This is a genomic window from Paraburkholderia unamae (assembly GCF_003096875.1).
Lineage (GTDB): Bacteria > Pseudomonadota > Gammaproteobacteria > Burkholderiales > Burkholderiaceae > Paraburkholderia > Paraburkholderia unamae.
This window is the reverse complement of the sequence record NZ_QEOB01000015.1, coordinates 124,170-146,693: the sequence shown is the minus strand read 5'-3', so window position 1 is coordinate 146,693 and position 22,524 is coordinate 124,170. Positions and strand designations below refer to the sequence as shown.

The window sequence follows — 22,524 nt, the reverse complement described above, 5'->3', positions numbered from 1 at the left end:
TCGCTCACTTCCAGGCGTAACGCAGCCCGACCCAGAACCCGCGCGGCGCCCCCGGACCGATGAACTGCTCGTTGGTCGGGTTGGAGCCGTCGAACGAATGGTTCGGACCATTGAAGAAGTTTTCGCCGAGCGCGCCGAAGGTGGCATAGCGCTTGTCCAGCAGGTTCGTGATGTTGGCCCACACCTGCAACTGCTTCGTGACCTGGTAGGTGGTGTCGAGGTCGACCAGCAGATAGCCGGAAATCTTGCCGTTCACGTCCTGATTGTTCTCGTCGCCTTGCGCGTAGATGCTGCCGCGCCACACGAGGTTGGTGCCGATATTCCACTTCGGGAAGGGCGCGTAGTCGAGCCGCAGCTTGACCGTGTTCGCCGGAATGCCGGGAATATGGTCGCCGGATTTCACGGTGATATTGCCGTCGGCGTCGGCGCTGGAGTTGCTCGGGCTGTTTTCGGTCCAGGTCGAACGGTAAGTCGCGTTCACATAGCTGTAGCTCGCCGTGACGGCCACGGGCCCGACTTGCGTATGCCCCGAAAGCTCGAAGCCCTGGCGCAGCGTGCGGCCCACGTTCTGGAAGTAGCCCTGATTGCTTGTGGCGCCGTTGCTGGCGATGAACTGGATATCGTTGTCGAGCGTCGTGCTGTACGCGGCGGCGCTCCAGGTCGTGGAGGCGCCGACGCGTCCGCGTGCGCCGACTTCGAAGGTCTTTGAGATCACCGGCTGAAGGTCCGGGTCCGAGACGAAGTCGTTGGGCAGCGAGCAGGGCGCGGCGGGGTCGGCGCAGGCCAGTTCGATCGCCGTGGGCGAGCGCATGCCTTCGTTATAGGTCGCGTAGGCCGTGAAGGCGTTGTTCGGATTCCAGTTGATGCCGACGGCCGGATTGAAACGCGAGAACGTATGGTGCCCGTCGAGCTGCGGCTGCGTGCCGCTCGCGTCGCCAATGGTGGCGCTTGCCCAGTTGTAGCGCCCGGCCAGCATGATCGACAGTTGCTTGGTGATCGACAAGGTATCCTGAAGATAGATGCCGTAGGTCGAGTTGTGCGTGTTGGCGGCCGTTTCCTGCTCGAAGTCGCCAATGCCGATGGTCGCGCGCGTCGGGGTGAAGTACGCGTCCTGTGACGACTGCGTGTAGCTGGAGTTGGCGATATCGGCCGAAATGCCGCCGACGAACTGGTTGTCCATGCCGCCCAGCTTGCCGAGCAGCGTGAGCTGGAGGCTCGCGCCGTAGCTGTCGGTCGAGACCACCGACTGCTCGTTGGTGGCCTGCGTGGTGTCGATGTCGCCGTCGTCTTCCACCTCGCCGTAATTCGGGTTGGTGTTGCTGCTCACGTTGCGGTTGCGGAAATGGCGATAGTACGCATTGCCGCTCAATTGCACGTTGTCGGTGATATAGCGGTCGCCCGAGAGCGTCACAAAGGCCGCGCTGTTCTGGTTGAGGTCGGGATACGTGTAGGGTTGCTTGCGATTGTCGAGGAAGGACTTCGGGATCGTCTGCGTGCCGTACAGGTCGTTGTCCGCGCCGCCCGCCGAAAGCGAGAGCGTGGTGTCGGCGTCGGTGTAGCGCAGCTTGCCGAAGCCCTGGCGCACGCGGCTTGCGTTCTGCTCCGCCCAGCCGTTGTCGTTGGTGGCGGTGCCTGTCACGTAGTAGTCGAGGTTCTGGCCGATCGTGCCGCCCTGTTCGATCTGCGCGGTCTTGCGGCCCCACGAGCCCAGCGCCACCTCGGCCTCGCCGCCGGGGCTCGTTTTGCCGTTCTTGGTCGTGATGACGAGCGCGCCACCCAGCGTGTTGAGCCCGTAGGTCGGGTTCGAGCCGGGAATCAGCTGGATCGTGTCGATCGCCTGCTGCGGCAGCAGATCCCAGTTCACCACGTCGCCGAAGGGCTCGTTCACGCGCACGCCGTCGAGAAACACCGAAAGGCCTTGCGGCGTGCCGAGCACCGGCGAAGCCGTGAAGCCCCGGTAATTCACGTTGACCTGATACGGGTTGCCCTGCGCGTCGTTGATATCGACGCTCGGCAGGTTGCGCTCGAAGTATTCGGTGAGCGTGCTGCGGTGCTGTTGTTCGAGGTCCTTCGCGTGCACGGTCTGCACGTTGGCGGGCACGAGCGAAAGCGGCGTGCCGATGCCAAGGAGCGGCGTGGTGCCGACCACGACGATCGGCGCGAGCGTGGTGACGGGGGGAGTCGTCGCGGCGGCGGGCGCGGGCGCGGCTTCGGCGGCCGAAGCCGCCACGGCGGGCTCGGCCTGCGCCCACGCGGTGACGGAAAGGCTTGCGAGGGCGCTGCCGAAGCCGAGCGTGATGCCCGCCCGTTTGCGCAAGTGGGGGAAGCGTTTTACGCGGCGCGCGCGCGATGGCATGCTCATGGTCGTGTCTCCTGCTTTATGGGTTTTATCGGTGCGTGAGCGCGGCTGCGTGACGGTGTGACGGTGTGCGTCGGGTGTACGTGGCGCTTTCTTTCAGTGTGTGTAAAGCTTCGCATACGGCGCGGCGCATGACCCGGGACCTTTTCCCGAAATGAAAGGGAAAGCTTCCTGAGGGCGTCGCGGCATCGTCGGTACGCGTGTGGCCTGAGTAGAATGCAAAGCGATGGCAAGCGACTTCCCAACCCCTTCTTCTTCGCGAGCAAACGCGCGAGCCGAGCCGCCGCACTCCACGGTGTGGCGCGATCTTGCGTGGGTGCTGGCGTTCGCGGTGCTCGCCGCCGTGCTCGGCTCGACCTTCGATTTCAGCGAGCGCGCCTATCGCTGGACGCGCGGTCTCGAACGCTTCCAGGTCGACGAATTGCCGGGCACGCTATGCGTGCTTTCGGTGGGGCTCGCGTGGTTCGCATGGCGCCGCTATCGCGAGGCGCGCCGCGAACTGTGTTATCGCCGGGCGCTCGAGGAGCAGGCCGAGCGTCTCCTTGCCGACAACCGGCGGCTCGCCAACCAGGCGTTGCAGGTGCAGGAGCACGAACGCCGCCATCTCGCGCGCGAACTGCACGACGAACTGGGGCAGTACCTGAACGCGATCTCGCTCGACGCGGCGCGCATTCGCGATCTGGCCGAGACGCGCGAGCCGGAAATCCAGCGTATCGCCGTGGCGCTCATGCAGAGCGCGAGCCACGTCTACCGGCAGATCGGCGGGATGATCCGGCGGCTGCGGCCCATCGGGCTCGACGAATTCGGTTTGCCGAGCGCGCTGGAGCATTGTGTGGACGGCTGGCGCGAGCGGCTGCCGCAGGCGTCGTTCCAGCTCACGATCGAAGGGGATTTCACGGGCCTGAGCGACGCGCTCACCATCACGCTCTACCGGCTGGTGCAGGAAGGGCTCACGAACGTCTCGAAGTTCGCGCCCGCCGCGCGCGTGGAGGTGTTCATGGTGCGCGCGCCGCGCGAGGTCCAGGAAGGGCAGCCGCCGCTCGCGGCGCAGATCGACGAGATCGTCGTCACGCTGGCCGACGACGGTCCCGGCGTCGATCTGGAGAAGCCGCGGCGCGGGCTGGGCCTGATCGGCATGCGCGAGCGCGTGGAAGCGCTCGGCGGCGAATTTCACGTGGCGAGCAAGCCCGAGGGCGGTTTCCTGATCTGCGCGCGGGTGCCCTCTCAGGCGGGGCTGGCCGAGCCCGTGAACTGAAGGCCCAGGCGGCTCGCCATTTGTGCGAGCTGCACGCCATTGTCCGCGCCGAACTTCTGGCGGATCACCGACTGGTGGTTGGCCACCGTCTTCTGGCTCAGCCCGAGCTTCTCGGCAATGCTCACGAGCGTGTAGCCCTGCACGAGCAGGCGCATTACCTCGAACTCGCGCGCCGACAATTGCCGCCCCGGCGGCCCTTCGCTATAGGCGTTGCGCAGCGCGAGCGCCTGCGAGATATCCGGGCTCAGATAGCTCGCGCGCCGCGCAACCGTGCGCACCGCCTCCATCAGCACGTCGGGGGCGCTTGCCTTGGTCACGTAGCCGAGCGCGCCCGCGTCGAGCGCGCGCCGCACGAAGATCGCTTCTTCGTGCGCGCTGAAAATCAGCACGCGCGCGTCGGGCTCTCTGGCGAGCATGCGCCGCATCGCTTCGATGCCGCTTGCTCCCGGCAATGAAACGTCCATCACCACCACGTCGGGGCGCAGCGCGCAAAAGCGCTGATAGGCCTGGGCCGCGTCGGCCGCTTCTCCGCATACGCGGACGTCCGTGCCCAGTTCGAGCAGGCGGCGATAGCCTTCACGCACCACTGCATGATCGTCGACGAGCAGAACGGCGATGTCTCCCGGTGTCATGGTCAACCTTCCGTGTGGCTGCGCCCGCACGGCTCGCCGCCCGCGTGGGCGGCGGCCAGCTGGCGTGAGTTGGCGTCGTTGCGAAACAGGATGGGTTGCTCGCGCGCTTGCTCCCCGGAGGCCGCGCGGCGGGCCGCGTTCACCACCTTCACCACGGCTTCATGGGCGGGCGACTTGTCGCAGACCGGGTCGGCGTTGGCCGCGTCGCCCGTGAGCAGAAACGCCTGGCAGCGGCAGCCGCCGAGGTCGTGCTCCTTCTCGCTGCAACTGCGGCAGGGCTCCTTCATCCAGTCGAGGCCGCGAAAACGCGAGAACGCGTCGCTCTCCTGCCAGATCTCGCGCAACGACATGTCGCGCACATTCGGCAGCACGAGGCCGGGCAGGCCGCGCGCCGCGTGGCAGGGCAGCGCCGCGCCGTCGGGCGCGACGCCGAGAAACACCGCGCCCCAGCCGTTCATGCAGCGCTTGGGGCGGCGCTCGAAGTAGTCGGGCACGACAAAGAAAATCTGGCAGCGATCGCCGTGCGTGCGGCGGTAGCGCTCCACCACGGCCTCGGCCTCTTCGAGCTGCTCGCGCGTGGGCATGAGCTGCGCCTGGTTCTGGCGCGCCCAGCCGTAGTACTGCGTGTTCGCCAGCTCCAGATATTCCGCGCCCATGGCGAGCGCCATGTCGATGATCTTGTCGACATGCGGGAGGTTGTAGCGATGCAGCACGCAGTTGAGCACCATGGGAAAGCCGTGCTGCTTGATCGCCGTGGCCACGCGCTGCTTCAGGTCGAAGGTGCGCGTGCTGCTGAGAAAGTCGTTGAGCGCCTGGGTGGAGTCCTGGAACGACAGCTGGATATGGTCGAGGCCCGCGGCCTTGAGCGCGCCGAGCCGCTGGTCGGTCAGACCGACACCCGAGGTGATGAGGTTCGTGTAGAAGCCGAGCGTGTGAGCTTCTGCCACCAGCACTTCCAGGTCGTCGCGCATGAGCGGCTCGCCGCCCGAGAAACCCAGTTGCGCCGCGCCCAGCGCGCGCGCTTCGCGCAACACGCCGACCCATTGCTCCGTGCTCAGTTCGCGGTTGTGCGAGGTGTAGTCGAGCGGGTTGTAGCAGAACGCGCAGTGCAGCGGGCAGCGGTAAGTCAGCTCCGCGAGCAGCCAGAGCGGGGGCGCCACGGCGGGCGCGGTTGCGGGTGCGGTCCCGGCCACAGTCATGGGATGCGAGAGGTCGGTCATGGTGTTACTCCAGCCAGCCGCGCTGCTGGGCGTGGCTCACGAACGCGCGCACTTCGGGGCCGATGCCGGTCGTCTCGAAGGCGCGTTCCAGGTCGTCGATCAGCGCGTCGATCTCGCGCGAGCCGTCGCAGCGCAGGAGGATTTGCGCGGCGCTCGGGTTGAGTTGCACCATGCCTTCGGGGTAGAGCAGGACGTGGGCGTTCTGCGCCGGTTCCCATTGCAGGCGAAAGCGCTTGCTGAGCGTGAGGTTCATTGCGGAAAGGCCTTCTCGATCGAGTCCAGCATGGTCCACAGGATGTCGAGCTTGAACTGGAGGATCTCCAGCGCGCGCTCCTGCTGCTCGCGGCGCACGAAATGCGCGAGCGTGACTTCGAGCCCGTGCTCCACGTCGCGCTGCGCGAGGGTGATGCGCGAGCGGAAATACGCGAGTCCGGCGGGTTCGATCCACGGGTAGTGCCCGGGCCAGCTCGCCAGCCGGTCGCGGTGCACCTGCGGCGCGAACATCTCCGTGAGTGACGAACACACGGCCTCCTGCCACGGCGCGCGGCGCGCGAAATTCACGTAGGCGTCCACGGCGAAGCGCACGCCGGGCGTCACGAGCTTGAGCGACCAGAGATCGTCGCGCGAGAGGCCGACCGCGTCGCCGAGACGCGCCCAGGTTTCGATGCCGCCTTCCTCGTCGCCGTAGCCGTCGTGGTCGAGAATGCGCTGCACCCAGCGGCGGCGCGTTTCGCGATCGGGGCAGTTGGAGAGGACCGCGGCGTCCTTGAGCGGAATGTTGATCTGGTAGTAGAAGCGGTTGGCCACCCAGCCGCGGATCTGCTCGGGCGAGCAGCCGCCGCTATTCATCTTCACGTTGAACGGATGGTGAATGTGGTACGCCACGCCCTTTGCGCGCAGGCGGTCTTCGAACGCTTCGCGCGTCCATGCGGACCCGCTGTCGTGTTCCGTCGCCTGCGCTTCGCCCGGTGTTGCCGCGTGCAGGATGTCTTTTGCGTTCATGCCGTCTCCGATTCTTTTCATGAATAAACTTCGTATACCGAACTACATCACTTCATCTTTCGCGCCTCAAAGCTCGAATGTCATGCCGTCATGGGCTACCTCGATACGGTGCTCGATCAGCACGCGGCGCTCCGGGCTGTCCTCGACGAGTATCGGATTGGTGTTGTTGATATGAATGAGCACCTTGCGCACGTCACGTCCATCACGTCCATCACGTCCGCCGATCGAATCGAGCACCTCGATCATGCCGTTGGGGCCGCTTTGCGCGAGATGCCCCATTTCGGCCGCGGTCTTGCTCGACAGGCCGAGCCGGATCATTTCGTCGCCGGTCCACATCGTGCCGTCCACGAGCAGCAAATCCGCCTCGCGCATGGCCGCGAGCACATGGTCCTCGACCTCACCGAGTCCCGGCGCGTAGAACACGCGCTTGCCCGTGTGCAGGTTCGTGAAAAGCAGGCCGATGTTGTCGCCGCGCTCCGGCGCGTGGCGATGCGGCGAGTAGGGCGGCGCCTTGCTCGACAGCGGCAACGCGTCGATGCGTATGCCTTCCAGCCCCGCAACGGCGAGCGGCGCGCCGTCGAGTGCGATGCGGCGATGCGCCACGCCGCAATAGTGCGACAGCATCTTCGTCACCGGAAAGCCGCTCGACAGGTCTTGCCAGACCGCGTCGGTGGCGTAGAGCGGCAGGGGCGTGTCGCGCTCGCGCAGCATCAGCAGGCCGGTCACGTGGTCGATCTGCGCGTCGATCACGAGCGCGGCGGCAATGCCGCTGTCACGCACGCGCCGCGCGGGCTGCAACTCCGGGTTGGCCGCGATCTGCGCGAGCAGGTCGGGCGAAGCGTTGACGAGCAGCCAGTCCTCGCCGTTCGCGCTCACCGCGATCGACGACTGCGTGCGCCGCGTCGCCTTCACCGTGCCGCGGCGCACGCCGTCGCAGTTGCGGCAATTGCAGTTCCATTGCGGAAAGCCGCCGCCCGCGGCGGAGCCGAGCACCTTGATCTTCATGTTGCGTCGCGTGTGTTGGCCCGTCATGGCAGCATCCTTGCAAGCAGATTGTCGCGGTCGATCCATTGATGTTTGAGCGCACCGGCCACGTGTAGAACGATCAACGCGATCAGCACCCAGGCGAGCACTTCGTGCAGACCGAAGAAGCGCTCGCGCAAGCCCGCGTCGTCCCAGCCCCACTTCGGCAGCGCGATGCCCCAGAAGCGCGTGCCGAAGCGGTTGAACGACGAGCCGAGGTAGCCGCTCAGCGGCATCGCGACCATGGCCAGATATAAAAGGCCCTGCGTAGTGCGCGCGGCGGCGCGTTGCCACGCACGCATCGGCGGCAGGGGCGGCGATGTGTGCGCCGCCCGCGCCATGATGCGTAGAAGCACGAGCAGGAAAATCGTCAGTCCCAGCGACTTGTGCAGATTGATGAGCGTTGACTTGAGCGGCAGCCCTTTGGGCAGCGAGACCATATACAGGCCGAGCGCGAGCAGGCCGACAATGCCGAGCGCAATCAGCCAGTGCAGCGCGATCATCGAGCCGGTGTAGCGCGCCGCCGTGCGGGAATGCGCCATCGTCATGCTTGTCTCCTTTCTATTGGTGTTTGTTTCGTACTTCTGTGCAACTCCGGTTTGCTAACCGGCGAGCAGTATTTCTCCTCGCCCGTCGACCGCGAGGTCGCCGGTGTATCGCGTGGGCGGGCGGGCCGCGCGCCACTGCGAAAACGGCGCGATTTCGTTGGCGAGGCTGCGCACGAGCAGCGCCCAGAACACCTCGAAACCACGCCCGCCTTCGGTGAAGGTGGGTGGCAGGCGATCGGGCCGTTGCGCGAGCAACAGCGTGCCGCGCCGCATGCCGTACGCGTAGTGCGCGCCCAGCCGCCCGGCCACGCCCACGGTGCCCGCCACGAGCCGGGACGCGGCGAACTCGCCCGCGTCGCCGCCCACCAGCACGAGGCCGCGCCGCATGCGGTCGGCCAGGCGCGCGCCCGCGTTGCCGTGAATCGTCAGCGCGCCGCCCGTCATGCCTTCCATTTCGCCCGCGCGCGCACCGGCGGCGAAGTCGCCGCTGTGGCCGCGCACCGTCAACCGGCCGCCGCGCATTTCGCATGCGGTGAAGTGCCCCGCATTGCCTTCTATGCGCAACGCGCCCCCGGTCATCTGGAAGCCGCTCGCGTCGCCCGCCGAGCCGCGCACAAGCAGGTTCCCGTGCGTCATGCGCGCGCCGACGTGGTCGAGCCACGGGGCGTCGCCGTCGATCACCAGCGTGGCTTCGTCGTTCGAGGCGTCCGTGCCTCCAGTGACGTCCGGAGCGCGCGACGATTGCGAGACCTCGAACAGGTCACCCACCATGCACCGCTCGTTGCCGGCGGGCAGCGTCATGCGCTCGATCGCGGCCACCGGCAGTGCGCAAAGTTGCGCGGGCAACAAAGCGCCAGCGTCCACGCGCGGACCAGGGGCCGCCTTCACGCGCAAGGTGGTGATGAGGCTCATGCGCGGCCTCCGTCGAGCCCGAGCCCGATTCCGTTCGCGAGCGCATGCAGATGAAAGTGGTACGGCCCGAGCTTGCCGCCGTAATTGCCCGCTGAAATGCGCAGCAGGCCCGCCGCCTTGCCGAGCCCGGCCGCCGCCGCGATGCCCGCGCTCATGGCCGCGCCCACGTCCGCGTCCGTGAGCCCGTCGATCACGATTTCGAGCACGCAGCCCACGTCCTCGCTCAATTCGCTGCGCGCCGAAAGGCCGATGAGCGTGGGGCAGAACGCGTCGTTGGTGGAGGCGCCGGCGCCTTTGTATTTCGAGCCGACCTTCGATCCGGAGCGCACCACGCCGCCGGGGAACGGCATGATCACATTGGGCAGCTTGCGCATGGAGGCAACGGCGGCTTCGGCGGCGTCGAGCGCGGCGTCGGCGTCGCGCGCGAGCAGGATCAGGTTGCCGCCGCCCACGGCCTTCACGGTCTGCGTCGCTTCCTCGCAGACGAACTCGCCGTCCATCACCGGCACGCGCCAGTAGCGTGTCGTGCCGAGCATCTTGGAGATCTGCCAGCCGTCGCCGAAAAAGCGCAGTCCGCTGCCAAGCGGCGCGCGATCCGAAAGCGGCGCCTGGCTCGTGTGCGGATCAATGCCGCCATACACGGCGCTGGTCGGGCAGGTGAGCACGCATTGCCCGACGCGCCGCTCGATTTGTTTGGCCAATTCCTTCGACGACACCGCGAACAGCAGCACGGCGACGCCTGGCCGCCCGTCCGGCGTTTCCTCGGCCGCCAGCGCGCGCTCCACGCCCGCCTCGCAGCCGCAACCGATCACCGAGGTCGCGAAGCCCGTGAGCGAGTGGGCCGCATGCATGGCCCACGCCGCCGTGCGCGCCGTGATGACGAGGCGCGTGGCCTTCATCGGAAAGGCTTCCGCGAAGGTGGCGTCGATCAGGGTGCCGTTGATCTGCAAGGTGGCCGGGTCGCTCATCGTGTCGGGTTCCGGTCTCGTGTCAGCGCGAAAAACAGGCGACGGGCAGCAGCCGTCCGCCACGGCAGCAGTCGCAGACTTCGTCGTCGCTGATGGCGGCATGCGCGAAATTGCTCGTGAGATTGGCCTCGCCATACGCGCGCAGCGTCTTTTCGATGCCGCTGTCGAACTCGGGCTTCACGTAGTGGAGGCCGCCCGTGGGCGCGGCGACCAGTTCGCCGTCGCGCGCGACCAGTTCGCCGTCCTTGAACACATAGGCGGGCGACGTGAACATGCGTTCGCGGTCCGCTTCGTCGCGATAGACGGCGATGTCCGCCGCCGCGCCCCCGCCGAGATGGCCGCGATCGCGCAGGCCGAGCAGGCGCGCGGGGCCCGCGCGCGTGATGATGGCGATCTCGTAGAGCGAGAACTCGCGTTGCAGTTGCGGCAGCGCGCTCGCGACCTGCGCGTCGGCGTGCAGGCGCGCGAGCTGCTCGTCGCGAAACGTCTTGTCCATCAACAGACGAATGAGGTGCGGGTAGCTCGTGAACGGGCCGCCGTTCGGATGATCGGTGGTCATCGCCACGCGCCACGGGTCGTCCACCAGCAGGAAGATTTCGAGGCCGATGATCCATTGCAGCGCATTGACGTAGCTCTGCTCGCGATACTGGAACGGCACCACGCCGCAGCCCGCGTCGCACTCGATATCGCCCACCACCCACTTGTGCGGCCGGGCGAGCGGCGTGTTGCGGAACTGCATCATGGTGTCACCCGAGGCCGTGACGGTTTGCCCGAAGATGATCTGCCCCACGTCGATCGACACGTTCGGCCGCGCATTCACGGCCTCGGCAATGCGCTGCGCGCCCGACGAAAACTGTCGCGGACCTTCCGTGCCGTAGCTGTGAAACTGGATGTGCGTGAGGTGGATCGGCAGACCGTCGGCGGCGTCCATGGTCGCGATGGTCGAATCGATATTGCCGGGCACGCCCAGGTTGCTCGCGTGCACGTGCAGCGGATGCGGCACGCGCAGTTCGGTGAGCGCGCGGGAGAGCGTGAACAGCACGTCGCGCGGCGTGACGCCGTAGTGCACGTGCGGCTCGTCCACGTTCAGCGAGCGCTGGTTGAACTTGAACGCCGAGATGCCGCCCGGATTGACCACCTTCACGCCGAGCGCCTTGCTCGCGTGCATCGTCCAGCCCACGTAGTCGCGCAGGCGCTCGAAGCTGTCGCGTGTGGCGAGCAGTTGCAGGAACAGTTCGTCGTTGCCGAGCATCACGTAAGCGCCGTGATCGATGATCGGCGTGTCGCCCATTTCGAGGTGCGTGTGGCGCGCGTTGGAGGGCATCATCGCGGGCTCGAACGCGGCCGTGTAGCCCATTTCCGCATAGCGGTAGCCGGTCGCGAGCGTGCCCGGCGCGCAGGTGCCGCACGAGGGCAGCTTGAGATAGCGGCCGCTTGTGTCGCCCGCTTCGCGCGAGGCACTGTCGCGATGATCCTCGGGCAGCAGCAGCCGCGAGAGATTGGTCTTGCCGCCGCCGATGTGCGAATGCATGTCGATGCCGCCCGCCATCACGATCATGCCGGTGGCGTCGAATTCGCGCGCGGCGGGCATGGCGGCGGGGACATCGACGATGCGGCCGTCGCGAAACGCGAGGTCGCGGCGTTCGCCGTTCACGCCGTTGGCGGGGTCGTAGAGCGTGCCGCCCTTGAGTCGCACGAGACTCATGGCTGCTCCTGAGCGGGGCGCTCTGCGTTCAGCCTCGCCGTGAGTTGCGCGACGACCGTGGCCACCGAGGGGAGCGGGGCGCGGCGCGCGGCGGCGAGCGGCGTGACGACCGGGCCGTCGGTGCGAAACAGATGGCCGCCGCAGTCGATGCCGGGCGTGGCGACCGGAATGAAGACGGTGGGGCCGCCGCGCGCCTTCGCCGCTTGCGCCAGCGCGGGATGGCCGAGCACGATCGCGGGAAGGTCGCCGGATATCTCGGGCAGCGCGGCGGGCGGCGCGAAGCTCGCCACCCACAGCAGCGCGTCGATCTCGCCGTTCGTGAGCAGCCGCGCGGTGCGATAGCGGTGAGGGTTGTGATCCAGCGGCGCCGCTACGTGCGTGCGCAGCGGCAGGCCCGAGAGCCAGGTCACGGTCTGGTTCACGCTCAGTGCGCCGTCGTCGCCGCCGAGCGCGAGACAGCCCGCGCGCACCGTGCGATTGGCCGCCTTGACGATACGGTGCAAGCCCTCGATCAACAGCGCCGCATGCGGGCCGGGCAGCGCGGCGGGCTCGTACACGAGCACGGTGTAACGCGCCGCCGCGATGCGCGCCTGCAACGCGGCGAGCGTGCCGGCGGCGTCGGCCGGATGCGCGCCGCGCAGCGCACCCGGCGCGCGCCCTTCGCTGAGCGCGGACCAGAGCGCGAGCGTATCGAAGGGATCGGCGCCGGGCAGGATCGCTTCGACGCGTGCCTGCGCAAGGCGGAGCGCCGCCACGTCCGGCTCGCAGCCGACGAACACGAGATCGCGCGCCATCGGGCTTGCCGCCAGCGTGCGCTCGAAGAAACGCGGATAGCGCCGCGAAGGCTGGCAACCGAAAAACACGACCAGGTCCGCGCGCGTGCGCACTTCGGAGAGCGTCGTGAAGAAGGCGCCGCGATCCTGCAACGCGAGGGTGGCCGCGCTCAGCGCGTCGCCGTGCAGATGGTCCAGGATGGCGCCGCATCCGGCGGCCAGCGTGTAGAGCGAGCGCGCGCCCGCCACGTCGGTCGCGAGCGAGCCGAACAGGGGCCGCCGGGCCCTGGCGAGCAGTTGGGCGGCGTGCGTGAGCGCGGTGTCGAGATCGGTGTCGTTCGCGCCCACGCTACAGCGGCCGCGCGCGTCCGCCTCGCCGTAGCACGCGAGCGCCTGCGCGAGACGCGGGCAGTTCGCGGCGGGCGCGGCGAGCCTGCCGCCCTCGTGCGACTCGATCGCGAGGTCGTCGCACAGCAGCGCGCAGAACGGGCAGGTCCAGTCGCGCGTGATCGACGCGGCGGGTCTGGCGGCATCCGATAGGCGCGTGGACGAAGGGGCGGTGGGCGAGAGATGCATGGGGCCCTTCAAGCAAGCTCCATGCCGATGCGGCGCTCGCTGCCGCGAGCGAGGCGGCCCGCACGCGAGGCGCGCCGGGCGGGACGTTGTGCCTCGCTCGCGGGCGATGACACAAGACGCGCGGGCGAATTGTGCTTCGCACCCGGCCCGCAGGCGGCCGTGCCGTTAGCCCGCCGCGTCCCTTATCGAATCCGCACGAGCGCGCGCTTTTGCACGGTGCGACCTCGCGCGAGGTGTTGCACTCCACAACGCGTGTGTGCCGTTCTGCAACAGAGTGTCACAGCGGCTTGCTACAGGCTTACACAAGCAAGGTGCTGCAAGAGTGGCATGGAATTTGTATGGATCGGCTAGGCGAAACCGGCGAGCGACGCGCCGAGGCGGCCGTCGTGCAGCGCGGAAGCCACGAGCCAGGCCGATGCGCCCGCTTGCACCGCCGCGGCCACGTCGTCGCGATGGCGCACGCCGCCCGCGCCGATCACGCCGGTATGCGCGGGCGCGGCGGCGCGAATGCGTTCGAAGGTGGCGAAGTCGGGACCGTCGTAGCTGCCGACCTGGTCGAGCGTCATGGCGATGACCCGGCCCGGCCACGCGGCGGGCGCGAGTTCGACGCCGGCGTCTAGGCGCCGGCCCGCGCGATGGTCGAGCGAGAGGATGGGCGCGAGACCGGCGGCTTCGGCGCTACGCAGCGCTTGCGCGTCGCGCAGCGACTCGGTGCCGAACACCGGGACGAGCGTGGCGGGATCGGCGGTTCGCGGGTCGTCGTGCGAGTTGTCGCGATCGCGCCGGATGGGCTGGACGTGCTGCTCGATGCGCTCGAACAGCGCCTGCATCGACGCGTAATCGGCATAGCCCGCGTCGAGCCAGATTTCGCCGCCGGGCAGGGCGGCGCGCAGTGCGGCGAGCGCTTCGACGTGCGCGCCGCGCAGGAGGATTGCGCCGAGGTCGGCGACATAGAGCGTGCGCGCGCCGCTTGCGGCAAGGAGCGCGCGGGCGACGGGAAGCGGCGCGCTGGTGGCCGCGAGCGCCGAGCGCACGGGCAGATAGCGCGTGCGCTCGCCGCGCACCGCGCGCACGACGTGGCCGTCGAGCAGATCGAGAACCGGTATCACCTGCATGAGGACGCATCCTTTGACCAAGATCTTTGTGTTCGAGTATCTCACCGGCGGCGGCATCGACCCGGCGCACGCGGGCGCGGGCAGCCTCGCCGACCTGAGCGCGCTGATCGTCGAGGGGCGGGTGATGCGCGACGCGCTCGCGAACGACCTGCGCGCGCTCGACGGCGTGACGGTGAGCGTGGCGAGCTCGCGCTTCGAAACGCTCGCCCCCGCGCTTGCGCACTGCAAGGCGGCGCCGGGCGAGTCGATGACCGCCTTCGTCGCCCGCGCGGCGCGCGAGCACGATTATGCCTGGGTCATCGCCCCCGAATGCGACGGCTTGCTGCTGCGCCTGCACGACGCCGTGGGCGCGGCGCGCTGGCTTGGCTGCGCGAAGGAGGCGATTCGCGTGGCGTCGAGCAAGAGCGCCACGGCCGCGTGCCTCGCGGCGCATGGCATTGCGACGACGCCCGCCGTCGAGCCCGGCGAGCCCGGCGAACCCGTCGAGCACGCGGCGAACCAGGGCGGGCGCTGGGTGGTGAAGCCCGACGACGGCGCGGGCGGCCTCGACACCTTCGTTTTCGACGACTTCGCCGACGCCTGCGCCGAATACGAAGCGCGCGCCGCGGCCGCGCGCAACCCCGTGCTTCAGGCCTGGGTGGATGGCGAGCCGCTCAGTCTCTCGCTGATCTGCGGGAACGGGCGCGCGGAAGTCGTGAGCATCAACCGGCAGCAGATCGGCGTGAGCCCGATGTGCGACGCAGGCGAAGCGGGTGGATCGGGTGAACCGGGCTCGCGCGCCGCTTCGGTGGTGGAGTTCGACGGCGTGAGCCTGAACGAGATCGCGGTGTCGAGCGACAAGGGACGCGCGCTTGCCGCGCTCGCGCAACGCGTGGCGCAGGCGTTGCCGGGCCTGCGCGGCTTCGCCGGGATCGACGTGGTGTGGCATCCGGCGCGCGGGCCGGTGGTGATCGAGGTGAATCCGCGCTTGACGGTGGCCTATGCGGGGCTTTCGGCGACGCTCGGCACGAATCTCGCGCCCGTCCTGCTGGCGACGCACGGGGTGCGCCTCAATGCCCGCGACGACGCGCACGCCTGCGCCGTCGCGCAGCCGATGTGTGGAGCGCGGCCATGAGCGCGTCGGTCGAGACGGGCGAGGCGAGCATGGAGACCGGGACCGCCGCGGCGACGTTCGGCTGGGACGTGGGCGGCGCGCATGTGAAAGTGGCGATGACCGACGCCGGCGGCGGCGTGCTCGACGTCGCGCAATGGGCGTGTCCACTGTGGCAGGGACTCGATCATCTCGCGCACACCATCGACCTCGTGCTTGCGCGCTGGCCCGCCGCACGCTCGCGCGGCGCGCGGCACGCGGTGACGATGACGGGCGAGATGGTCGATCTGTTCGAGAGCCGCGCGCAGGGCGTGCGCGAAATCGTTGCGACGCTCGCGCAGCGGCTCGGCCCAAACCTCTCGTTCTACGCGGGCGAGGCGGGCTGGCTCGGCGCGAGCGCCTGCGCGGCCGGCTGGCGCAGTGTTGCCTCGGCGAACTGGCTCGCCACCGCGTGCTGGGTCGCGACGCGCGTGCCCGACGCGCTGCTGGTCGACATCGGCAGCACGACGACCGACCTCATTCCGATCGTGGACGGCCGCGTGGCCGCGCGCGCCGCGACCGACGCCGGGCGGCTCGCCAGCGGCGAACTCGTCTACCAGGGCGTGGTGCGCACGCCGTTGTGCGCGCTCGCGCAGCGCATCGAATTCGCGGGGGCGCAGGTGAACGTGATGAACGAATGGTTCGCGACCACGGCCGACGTCTACCGGCTCACGGGCGAACTGGCCGCGCACTACGATCAGTACCCGGCCGCCGACAACGGAGCGAAGACGCAGGCCGCGAGCCGCACGCGCATCGCGCGCATGATCGGGCGCGACGCCGACGAGGCGAGCGACATTCAATGGCGCGCGTTCGCGCAGCGCTGGCGCGAGCAGCAGATGCGCGAGATCGGCGCGAATCTCGCGCGCGTGACGGCGGAGCATCCGGCGCTGGTGCACGCGCCGTTGGTCGGCGCGGGTTGCGGACGCTATCTCGCGGCGGCGCTGGCGCGCGAGGCGGCGCGCGGCTATGTGGATTTCGGCGCGCTTGCCGTGGGAGCGGGCGAGCGCGCGGACGAAGCGCAGTGGGCCGCGACGTGCGCGCCGAGCGTGGCTGTTGCGCTGCTTGCGGTGCAAGATCGACACGCGAGTGGCGCTGCGCCGTCGCGGGCCGCATGAGGATACGGACAAGCAGGCAGGCAAACGCGGGCCATCCGCGGTTAACCGGAAATGAGGACAACGATCATGTGGGTGGTCAAGATCGGGGGCAGCCTGAGTCACGAGCCGATGCTACGCCAGTGGCTCACCGAACTGTGCGAAGTGGGGGGCGGACGTATCGTCATTGTGCCCGGCGGGGGCGATTTCGCGGACAGGGTGCGGCAATATCAGAGCGAGTGGCGCTTCGACGATCTGGCTGCGCACAACATGTGTCTGCTTGCCATGGCGCAGTACGCGCTGCTTATGCAAGGGCTGTTGCCCGAGCTGGTGCTCGCCACGAGTGAGGCGAAGATCCGGCGTGCGTTGCGCGATGGGCATGTGGCAGTGTGGGTGCCGACCGCGCTCATGCGCGAGACGCCCGATGCGATGAGCAACTGGGATACCACGTCGGATAGCCTCGCCGCCTGGCTTTCTACCATGCTCAATGCCGAGCGGTTGATTGTGGTGAAGTCTTGTCCGCTGGATGGGGATGAGGGGCTGGAGGCGCTTGCCGCTTCGGGGGTGGTGGATCGGCGGTTTGTCGATTATGTTAGGGAGGCTAATTATGTGGTTGAGCTGTTTAATAAGGATCATGTGGAGTTGATGCGGGATCGGTTGCTTAATGCGCCTGTGGCTTGATTTTTTTGTTTTTCGTGCTTTCTTTTTTTTCGCGTTTTCTTGTTTTCGTGTCGGTCTGCCAGGGTTGCCCCTGTGCGGGGCGGCACCTACTTTTCTTTGCAGCGGCAAAGAAAAGTAGGCAAAAGAAAGCCGCTCAAACCGCTAGTGCCCGCCACCGTTCACCCCGCACCACGCCAGCTAGTGGCTCCGGAGCGTCTGTCACCTCGCACCTTTTAACTGAGTGACAAAGGGCTCATCCTTCCGGCGGCGCTACGCGCCCCGAAGGGCATAGCCAAAACCACCAACCCCGCGTGACGCAAGGCGGGTTTCCCTTGCAGACCTTTCCGCGGCGCGCGAAGCGAGCAGCGGGAAGTATGACTGCCTTGTCACTCAGTTCGAAGGTGCGGAGTGACGGATGCTCCGGAGCCACTACCTGATGCGGTGCGGGGTGAACCGTGGCAGGCACTGGCGGTGTGAGCGGCTTTCTTTTGCCTACTTTTCTTTGCCGCTGCAAAGAAAAGTAGGTGCCGCCCCGCACAGGGGCAACCCTGGCAGACCGACGCGAAAACAAGAAAACGCGAAAAAACAAAAAACCGCGAAAAGCAAAAAAACCAGCCAATCAACCCCGCGCCCCAAGCCCCGCCGCCGACTGCAAACTCACCCCAGCACGCCCACCGGCATACCCACCATCACGACTCCCAGAGTGCAACGCCCCCACCCACTGCGCAACCCGCTGAGGATCAATCCTCGACCGCCGCCCATCAACACAAAGCGCCGTCCGAAACCCAGCCACATCAGGCGCGAGCGCACGAATCTGCTCAAGCTGCTCCCACCCCAGCGACCCCGCAATCCCACCCATCACGCCATGCTCGCGAGCGAGCCGCAGCCACTGCGCGAGCGTCTGCGCCTCCACGTGATCGAACAGCGTGCTGCCGTCCTTGCCGCCGGTATCGAACATCATGCCCACGAACCCCAGCTCCAGCGCATGCTCGACCAACTCCGCGTTCATCTCGCCGTCGCACAGCCACACGGGCACCACCGCGGCGGGAAGGCTCGCCAGCATGTCGAGACAGCGCCGTGCCGCAGGTCCTGGCGACACGCCCACCTTCACATAGTCCACCCCGGCATCGCCCACCTCGATCACGCGCGCGGCGATCTCGTCCAGCGCATGCGCGGGCACGTCGCCGATCGTCGCGCTGATCGGCTTGACCGGATAGCGCGCGCGCAGCGTCCGGACAATGTGCGCGATGTCGTTGATCGCCAGGCCGCCAAGCGCCCCCGCGTCCGGCTCCTTCAGGTCGATCAGTTCGGCGCCGGCCGCGACGGCGTCGAGCGCTTCGTCATGCGAGCGAACGCTCGCGAGCAATGCGGTCATCGATGTTCTCCGAAAAATTGCGGGCGCAACAGAGGAAAGTCAGGTTCAGCGCGGTGTGGGCGCGCACGCGGCGTGCCCCGGCGTTTGCGCGCCGGCGCGATGGCGCTCGATGGCGGTGGTGAGCCACTGCCAGGCCGTGCGCTCGGCGTCGCCCGCGGTTTTGTCGATGGCGATCTGGAGATACGCCATTTCCCGGTCGACCTTGTCGGCCGGCAGCATGAAGAGGCGGCTCACGAGTATCGCGCCTTCCACCACCGCCGCCTGGGCGCGATTGAAGCCGGTGAACGGCGCATGGTTTTCGCGGTGTACGCATTGCATGCGCAGCACGGGGCGTTCCTCGTCGTCGCGCAGTTCGTGCAGTTCCAGTTCGGCGTGCGCAAGAGAACCGGCAAGCCGCACGCTCGCCACGCGCGTGGCCGCGAGCGTGGGCCAGTCGGTGGCGCAGTGCGTGACGCAACCCGCGAAGACGCGCACGTCCGTGGTGAAGTTCAGCACGGCCGCACGCGACGCGACGATATTGTCGAGCGTGACCGATGGACGAAACGGCGCAAGGATCACGAAGTCGTCCTCGTAACGGACGCCCATTGGCGCGATATGAACCCGGCCGTCGGCCGCCGCCGTCGTGACGATCGTTTCGTGAATCATGGGTGAGCGCGCATGTCCATGGGTAACGCAGCTTCAACGGAAGGGCCGCATGGCGCGGCCCACGCGGGGCTTACCGCGTAGCGATATACATCGTGATTTCAAAACCAAAACGCATATCGGTGTAGCTCGGAGTCGTCCACTGCATAGATGCATCCTCCATAAGTTGATACGGCATGGTGCCTTCGGCCCGGCGTGGCGCCTGGCTGCATGGGCCCGGCTTGCCATGCAAGCTCCATGCCGGGCGCGCGGCCTCGTCTCGCGAGGGTCGCGGCCGCCGCGCCATGCCGTCACTGTGCCCGGAACGCAGCAAAGTGTTCCATGCGTGCCTCGCGCACCGCCCACGCGTGTGACAGCACGATCGATCGATAAGGGATCGGTTAACTCTCCCAAATGAAATCGTGAATTTTCAAGGGGGACGTCCTTGCCTAGAGTGCAACACAAGCGCTTCGTTCTTCCGGTAGCGCGCCAGTCCACCTACGAGGAAACGTCATGAACGACTTCAGCCAGCCGGTGATCGACTCTCTTGCCCCGCAGCGCAATGCGGCCAACCCGCGCGAGCGCTATGCCGCGGGGGTCATGAAGTACCGCGAGATGGGCTACTGGCAGCCCGATTACACGCCTAAGGAAACCGACATCATCGCGCTCTTTCGCATCACGCCGCAGCCCGGCGTCGATCCCGAGGAAGCGGCGGCGGCGGTGGCGGGCGAATCGTCCACGGCCACCTGGACCGTGGTGTGGACCGACCGCCTCACCGCGTGCGACATGTACCGCGCAAAGGCGTATCGCGTGGAGCCGGTGCCGGCATCGAGCGCGAGCGAGCCGCAGTATTTCGCGTACATCGCCTATGAACTCGATCTGTTCGAAGAAGGCTCGGTCGCCAACCTCACGGCGTCGATCATCGGCAATGTGTTCGGCTTCAAGCCGCTCAAGGCGCTGCGCCTCGAAGACATGCGCATTCCCGTTGCCTATCTCAAGACGTTTCAGGGGCCGCCCACGGGCATCGTCGTGGAGCGCGAGCGTCTCGACAAGTATGGACGTCCGCTGCTTGGCGCGACGGTCAAGCCCAAGCTCGGCCTCTCGGGCAAGAACTATGGGCGCGTGGTGTACGAGGGCTTGCGCGGCGGGCTCGACTTTCTCAAGGACGACGAGAACATCAACTCGCAGGCGTTCATGCACTGGCGCGACCGCTATCTGTTCTCGATGGAGGCCGTGAACCGTGCCCAGGCGGAAACCGGCGAGGTCAAGGGCCACTACCTGAACGTCACGGCGGGCACGATGGAGGACATGTACGAGCGCGCGGAATTCGCGAAGGAGCTGGGCTCGTGCATCGTCATGATCGACCTCGTGATCGGCTGGACCGCGATCCAGTCGATGGCGCGCTGGGCGCGCAGGAACGACATGATTCTGCACCTGCATCGCGCGGGGCACAGCACCTACACGCGCCAGCGCAATCACGGCATTTCGTTTCGCGTGATCGCCAAGTGGCTGCGTATGGCAGGCGTCGATCATGCGCACGCGGGCACGGCGGTGGGCAAGCTCGAAGGCGATCCGCTCTCAGTGCAGGGCTATTACAACGTGTGCCGCGAGGCGCACAACGAAGTCGATCTCTCGCGCGGCATCTTCTTCGACCAGCCGTGGGCCGGGTTGCGCAAGGTGATGCCGGTGGCCTCGGGCGGCATTCACGCGGGGCAGATGCACCAGTTGCTCGACCTTTTCGGCGACGACGCGATTCTTCAGTTCGGCGGCGGCACGATCGGCCACCCCGGCGGCATTCAGGCGGGCGCGCAGGCCAACCGCGTCGCGCTCGAAGCGATGGTGAAGGCGCGCAACGAAGGCCGCGACATCGTGCACGAAGGTCCCGACATTCTCGATGCCGCCGCGCGCCATTGCACGCCGCTCAAGCAGGCGCTCGACACCTGGCGCGACGTGACGTTCAACTACGCCTCGACCGATACGCCCGATTTTGCCGTTACGCCCACCCCGGCCTGAGCGCCGCCCTTACCGACGAGGTGCGTCATGCGTCTTACCCAAGGTACGTTTTCCTTTCTGCCCGATCTGACCGACGAGGAAATCCGTTTGCAGATCGACTACGCGCTCGGCCAGGGCTGGGCCTGTTCGGTCGAGTTCACCGACGACCCGCATCCGCGCAACACCTACTGGGAAATGTGGGGGCTGCCGATGTTCGACCTGCACGACGCGGCGGGCGTGCTCCAGGAGGTGCGGGCATGCCGCGCGGCGCGCGCGCAGCACTACATCAAGGTCAACGCGTTCGATTCGGTGCGCGGCTTCGAGACGATGCGCCTGTCGTTCATCGTCAACCGTCCCGACCACGAACCGGGCTTTCGCCTGACCCGCGAGGACGGGCCGGGACGCGCGCAGCGCTACGGGCTTGCGGGCTATGCGAGCGAGCGGCCCGCCGGCGAGCGCTACGGCGGCGAGCGCTGACCAGGGGAGATTGAGCCCGCATAGCCGGATCGGGACATCCGGCGACATTCGCCCAGGGAGGGGCCATGAACGAAGCGACCACCATGGAAGCCGAGGCAGTCACCGTCGCGCGCGGGAGCGAGAGCGGGAACCCGCGCGAGCGCGAGCAAGATGCGCAACCCGGGCAGATCGATCTCGCCGCGCTCTATCGCGACTCCGGCATCGGCGAGGTGCTGGCCGAGCTGGACCGCGATCTCGTCGGGCTTGCGCCCGTCAAGACGCGCATTCGCGAAGTCGCCGCGCATCTTCTGGTGGAGCGCGCGCGCGCCTCGCTCGGACTCGCGGCGGGCCCGCCCACGCTGCACATGTGCTTCAGCGGCAATCCGGGCACGGGCAAGACCACGGTGGCGCTGCGCATGGCCGAAGTGCTGCACCGGCTCGGCTACATCCGGCGCAATCATCTCGTTTCGGTCACGCGCGACGATCTGGTTGGCCAGTACATCGGCCACACCGCGCCGAAAACGCGCGACGTGCTCAAGCGCGCCATGGGCGGCGTGCTCTTCATCGACGAAGCGTATTACCTGTATCGCCCCGAAAACGAGCGCGACTACGGGCAGGAGGCGATCGAGATCCTGCTCCAGACCATGGAGAACCAGCGCGACGACCTCGTGGTGATACTCGCCGGTTACGAGCAGCGCATGGAGGTGTTCTTCGAGAGCAATCCGGGCTTTCGCTCGCGGATTGCGCATCACCTCACGTTTCCCGACTACGGCGAAACGGAACTGCTCGAGATCGCCGAGCGCATGCTCGCCACGATGCATTACCGCTTCGACGCCGACTCGCGCCGGGCCTTCGCCGACTATCTCGCGCTGCGCATCCGCCAACCGAATTTCGCCAACGCGCGCTCGGTGCGCAACGCGCTCGACCGCTCGCGGCTGCGCCAGGCCAATCGCCTGTTCGCCACGGCCATGCAGCACGGCGCGCCGATCGACGCCGCCGCGCTCACGCTGATCGGCGCCGTGGACGTACGCGCGAGCCGCGTGTTTGCCCCGCCGCGCGCGGAGCAACCCGGCGCGCCGCCGGGCTGACCGAACACCCATCTCAGGAGATCG

Annotated in this window: 22 protein-coding genes; 7 read left to right on the top strand and 15 right to left on the bottom strand. The window is 67.6% G+C overall.

What is annotated here, in order from left to right; translation table 11 throughout:
- Positions 1–4 precede the first annotated feature (4 nt).
- Complete coding sequence (locus C7402_RS28910; protein ID WP_112174397.1) at positions 5–2,362, bottom strand: TonB-dependent receptor; 2,358 nt, start codon at positions 2,360–2,362, stop codon at positions 5–7.
- 223 nt (positions 2,363–2,585) lie between these two features.
- Between C7402_RS28910 and C7402_RS28905 the strand changes: the two genes are divergently transcribed.
- Positions 2,586–3,614 carry a histidine kinase gene (locus C7402_RS28905; RefSeq protein ID WP_116613036.1) on the top strand — a complete coding sequence of 343 codons (1,029 nt, stop codon included), beginning with the start codon at positions 2,586–2,588 and terminating at the stop codon, positions 3,612–3,614.
- Here the strand turns inward: C7402_RS28905 and C7402_RS28900 are convergent.
- The 11 genes from C7402_RS28900 to C7402_RS28850 form a co-directional block, all read right to left on the bottom strand.
- Complete coding sequence (locus C7402_RS28900; protein ID WP_112174395.1) at positions 3,584–4,246, bottom strand: response regulator; 663 nt, start codon at positions 4,244–4,246, stop codon at positions 3,584–3,586. The two genes, C7402_RS28905 and C7402_RS28900, sit on opposite strands and share 31 nt — an antisense overlap.
- 2 nt (positions 4,247–4,248) lie before the next feature.
- Positions 4,249–5,466, bottom strand: a complete 1,218-nt coding sequence (gene pqqE, locus C7402_RS28895) for a pyrroloquinoline quinone biosynthesis protein PqqE (protein WP_112174394.1) — start codon at positions 5,464–5,466, stop codon at positions 4,249–4,251.
- A 4-nt stretch (positions 5,467–5,470) separates the two neighbouring features.
- The gene (pqqD, locus tag C7402_RS28890) at positions 5,471–5,719 is read right to left on the bottom strand and encodes a pyrroloquinoline quinone biosynthesis peptide chaperone PqqD (RefSeq protein ID WP_112174393.1); all 249 of its coding nucleotides are present in this window, start codon (positions 5,717–5,719) and stop codon (positions 5,471–5,473) included.
- The gene (gene pqqC / locus C7402_RS28885; protein ID WP_112174392.1) at positions 5,716–6,468 is read right to left on the bottom strand and encodes a pyrroloquinoline-quinone synthase PqqC; all 753 of its coding nucleotides are present in this window, start codon (positions 6,466–6,468) and stop codon (positions 5,716–5,718) included. Before pqqC ends, pqqD begins: the two co-directional genes overlap by 4 nt.
- Before the next feature lie 66 nt (positions 6,469–6,534).
- Positions 6,535–7,473 (bottom strand): pyrroloquinoline quinone biosynthesis protein PqqB, encoded by a 939-nt coding sequence (gene pqqB, locus C7402_RS28880; RefSeq protein ID WP_116613145.1) that lies wholly within the window; start codon positions 7,471–7,473, stop codon positions 6,535–6,537.
- A gap of 23 nt (positions 7,474–7,496) precedes the next feature.
- A complete protein-coding gene (locus tag C7402_RS28875; RefSeq protein WP_116613035.1) occupies positions 7,497–8,039 on the bottom strand; it encodes a cytochrome b in 543 nt (180 codons plus the stop codon).
- A 54-nt stretch (positions 8,040–8,093) separates the two neighbouring features.
- Complete coding sequence (locus tag C7402_RS28870; protein WP_112174390.1) at positions 8,094–8,951, bottom strand: formylmethanofuran dehydrogenase subunit C; 858 nt, start codon at positions 8,949–8,951, stop codon at positions 8,094–8,096.
- Positions 8,948–9,919, bottom strand: coding sequence for a formylmethanofuran--tetrahydromethanopterin N-formyltransferase (fhcD, locus tag C7402_RS28865; RefSeq protein ID WP_112174389.1), 972 nt, complete (start codon positions 9,917–9,919; stop codon positions 8,948–8,950). Before fhcD ends, C7402_RS28870 begins: the two co-directional genes overlap by 4 nt.
- A gap of 22 nt (positions 9,920–9,941) precedes the next feature.
- Entirely contained in the window at positions 9,942–11,624 is a 1,683-nt protein-coding gene (locus tag C7402_RS28860) for a formylmethanofuran dehydrogenase subunit A (RefSeq protein WP_116613034.1), read from the bottom strand.
- Positions 11,621–12,973: a molybdopterin-binding domain-containing protein gene (locus C7402_RS28855; protein ID WP_116613033.1), complete on the bottom strand. Its 1,353-nt coding sequence runs from the start codon at positions 12,971–12,973 to the stop codon at positions 11,621–11,623. Before C7402_RS28855 ends, C7402_RS28860 begins: the two co-directional genes overlap by 4 nt.
- Before the next feature lie 347 nt (positions 12,974–13,320).
- The gene (locus tag C7402_RS28850; RefSeq protein WP_116613032.1) at positions 13,321–14,088 is read right to left on the bottom strand and encodes a HisA/HisF-related TIM barrel protein; all 768 of its coding nucleotides are present in this window, start codon (positions 14,086–14,088) and stop codon (positions 13,321–13,323) included.
- Between the two features lie 13 nt (positions 14,089–14,101).
- On the opposite strand from C7402_RS28850, the gene C7402_RS28845 reads away from it, so the two are divergent.
- The 3 genes from C7402_RS28845 to C7402_RS28835 all read left to right on the top strand — a co-directional run bounded on the left by C7402_RS28845 (position 14,102) and on the right by C7402_RS28835 (position 16,989).
- Complete coding sequence (locus C7402_RS28845) at positions 14,102–15,202, top strand: ATP-grasp domain-containing protein (RefSeq protein ID WP_116613031.1); 1,101 nt, start codon at positions 14,102–14,104, stop codon at positions 15,200–15,202.
- The gene (locus C7402_RS28840) at positions 15,199–16,332 is read left to right on the top strand and encodes a hydantoinase/oxoprolinase family protein (RefSeq protein ID WP_244314964.1); all 1,134 of its coding nucleotides are present in this window, start codon (positions 15,199–15,201) and stop codon (positions 16,330–16,332) included. Before C7402_RS28845 ends, C7402_RS28840 begins: the two co-directional genes overlap by 4 nt.
- Positions 16,333–16,398: 66 nt before the next feature.
- Entirely contained in the window at positions 16,399–16,989 is a 591-nt protein-coding gene (locus C7402_RS28835; protein ID WP_116613030.1) for an amino acid kinase family protein, read from the top strand.
- 598 nt (positions 16,990–17,587) lie between these two features.
- Here C7402_RS28835 and C7402_RS28830 read toward each other — a convergent pair.
- The 3 genes from C7402_RS28830 to pqqA form a co-directional block, all read right to left on the bottom strand.
- Positions 17,588–18,343: a (5-formylfuran-3-yl)methyl phosphate synthase gene (locus tag C7402_RS28830; protein ID WP_116613029.1), complete on the bottom strand. Its 756-nt coding sequence runs from the start codon at positions 18,341–18,343 to the stop codon at positions 17,588–17,590.
- Positions 18,344–18,388: 45 nt separating this feature from the next.
- Positions 18,389–18,988: a DUF447 domain-containing protein gene (locus C7402_RS28825; RefSeq protein ID WP_116613028.1), complete on the bottom strand. Its 600-nt coding sequence runs from the start codon at positions 18,986–18,988 to the stop codon at positions 18,389–18,391.
- A gap of 70 nt (positions 18,989–19,058) precedes the next feature.
- Positions 19,059–19,133: a pyrroloquinoline quinone precursor peptide PqqA gene (gene pqqA / locus C7402_RS28820; protein WP_013342881.1), complete on the bottom strand. Its 75-nt coding sequence runs from the start codon at positions 19,131–19,133 to the stop codon at positions 19,059–19,061.
- Positions 19,134–19,477: 344 nt separating this feature from the next.
- On the opposite strand from pqqA, the gene C7402_RS28815 reads away from it, so the two are divergent.
- The 3 genes from C7402_RS28815 to cbbX all read left to right on the top strand — a co-directional run bounded on the left by C7402_RS28815 (position 19,478) and on the right by cbbX (position 22,500).
- Positions 19,478–20,977: a ribulose-bisphosphate carboxylase large subunit gene (locus C7402_RS28815; RefSeq protein WP_112178301.1), complete on the top strand. Its 1,500-nt coding sequence runs from the start codon at positions 19,478–19,480 to the stop codon at positions 20,975–20,977.
- Between the two features lie 27 nt (positions 20,978–21,004).
- Positions 21,005–21,433, top strand: coding sequence for a ribulose bisphosphate carboxylase small subunit (locus tag C7402_RS28810; RefSeq protein WP_112178300.1), 429 nt, complete (start codon positions 21,005–21,007; stop codon positions 21,431–21,433).
- Between the two features lie 65 nt (positions 21,434–21,498).
- Positions 21,499–22,500, top strand: coding sequence for a CbbX protein (gene cbbX / locus C7402_RS28805; RefSeq protein ID WP_208949018.1), 1,002 nt, complete (start codon positions 21,499–21,501; stop codon positions 22,498–22,500).
- Positions 22,501–22,524: the final 24 nt, after the last annotated feature.

What these genes read in the sequence shown, in the direction of transcription:
- C7402_RS28910 (WP_112174397.1), bottom strand. Translation starts at nt 2,362, where the DNA reads ATGAGCATGCCATCGCGCGCGCGCCGCGTAAAACGCTTCCCCCACTTG.
- C7402_RS28905 (WP_116613036.1), top strand. Translation starts at nt 2,586, where the DNA reads ATGGCAAGCGACTTCCCAACCCCTTCTTCTTCGCGAGCAAACGCGCGA.
- C7402_RS28900 (WP_112174395.1), bottom strand. Translation starts at nt 4,246, where the DNA reads ATGACACCGGGAGACATCGCCGTTCTGCTCGTCGACGATCATGCAGTG.
- pqqE (WP_112174394.1), bottom strand. Translation starts at nt 5,466, where the DNA reads ATGACCGACCTCTCGCATCCCATGACTGTGGCCGGGACCGCACCCGCA.
- pqqD (WP_112174393.1), bottom strand. Translation starts at nt 5,719, where the DNA reads ATGAACCTCACGCTCAGCAAGCGCTTTCGCCTGCAATGGGAACCGGCG.
- pqqC (WP_112174392.1), bottom strand. Translation starts at nt 6,468, where the DNA reads ATGAACGCAAAAGACATCCTGCACGCGGCAACACCGGGCGAAGCGCAG.
- pqqB (WP_116613145.1), bottom strand. Translation starts at nt 7,473, where the DNA reads ATGAAGATCAAGGTGCTCGGCTCCGCCGCGGGCGGCGGCTTTCCGCAA.
- C7402_RS28875 (WP_116613035.1), bottom strand. Translation starts at nt 8,039, where the DNA reads ATGACGATGGCGCATTCCCGCACGGCGGCGCGCTACACCGGCTCGATG.
- C7402_RS28870 (WP_112174390.1), bottom strand. Translation starts at nt 8,951, where the DNA reads ATGAGCCTCATCACCACCTTGCGCGTGAAGGCGGCCCCTGGTCCGCGC.
- fhcD (WP_112174389.1), bottom strand. Translation starts at nt 9,919, where the DNA reads ATGAGCGACCCGGCCACCTTGCAGATCAACGGCACCCTGATCGACGCC.
- C7402_RS28860 (WP_116613034.1), bottom strand. Translation starts at nt 11,624, where the DNA reads ATGAGTCTCGTGCGACTCAAGGGCGGCACGCTCTACGACCCCGCCAAC.
- C7402_RS28855 (WP_116613033.1), bottom strand. Translation starts at nt 12,973, where the DNA reads ATGCATCTCTCGCCCACCGCCCCTTCGTCCACGCGCCTATCGGATGCC.
- C7402_RS28850 (WP_116613032.1), bottom strand. Translation starts at nt 14,088, where the DNA reads ATGCAGGTGATACCGGTTCTCGATCTGCTCGACGGCCACGTCGTGCGC.
- C7402_RS28840 (WP_244314964.1), top strand. Translation starts at nt 15,199, where the DNA reads ATGAGCGCGTCGGTCGAGACGGGCGAGGCGAGCATGGAGACCGGGACC.
- C7402_RS28835 (WP_116613030.1), top strand. Translation starts at nt 16,399, where the DNA reads ATGTGGGTGGTCAAGATCGGGGGCAGCCTGAGTCACGAGCCGATGCTA.
- C7402_RS28830 (WP_116613029.1), bottom strand. Translation starts at nt 18,343, where the DNA reads ATGACCGCATTGCTCGCGAGCGTTCGCTCGCATGACGAAGCGCTCGAC.
- C7402_RS28825 (WP_116613028.1), bottom strand. Translation starts at nt 18,988, where the DNA reads ATGATTCACGAAACGATCGTCACGACGGCGGCGGCCGACGGCCGGGTT.
- C7402_RS28815 (WP_112178301.1), top strand. Translation starts at nt 19,478, where the DNA reads ATGAACGACTTCAGCCAGCCGGTGATCGACTCTCTTGCCCCGCAGCGC.
- C7402_RS28810 (WP_112178300.1), top strand. Translation starts at nt 21,005, where the DNA reads ATGCGTCTTACCCAAGGTACGTTTTCCTTTCTGCCCGATCTGACCGAC.
- cbbX (WP_208949018.1), top strand. Translation starts at nt 21,499, where the DNA reads ATGAACGAAGCGACCACCATGGAAGCCGAGGCAGTCACCGTCGCGCGC.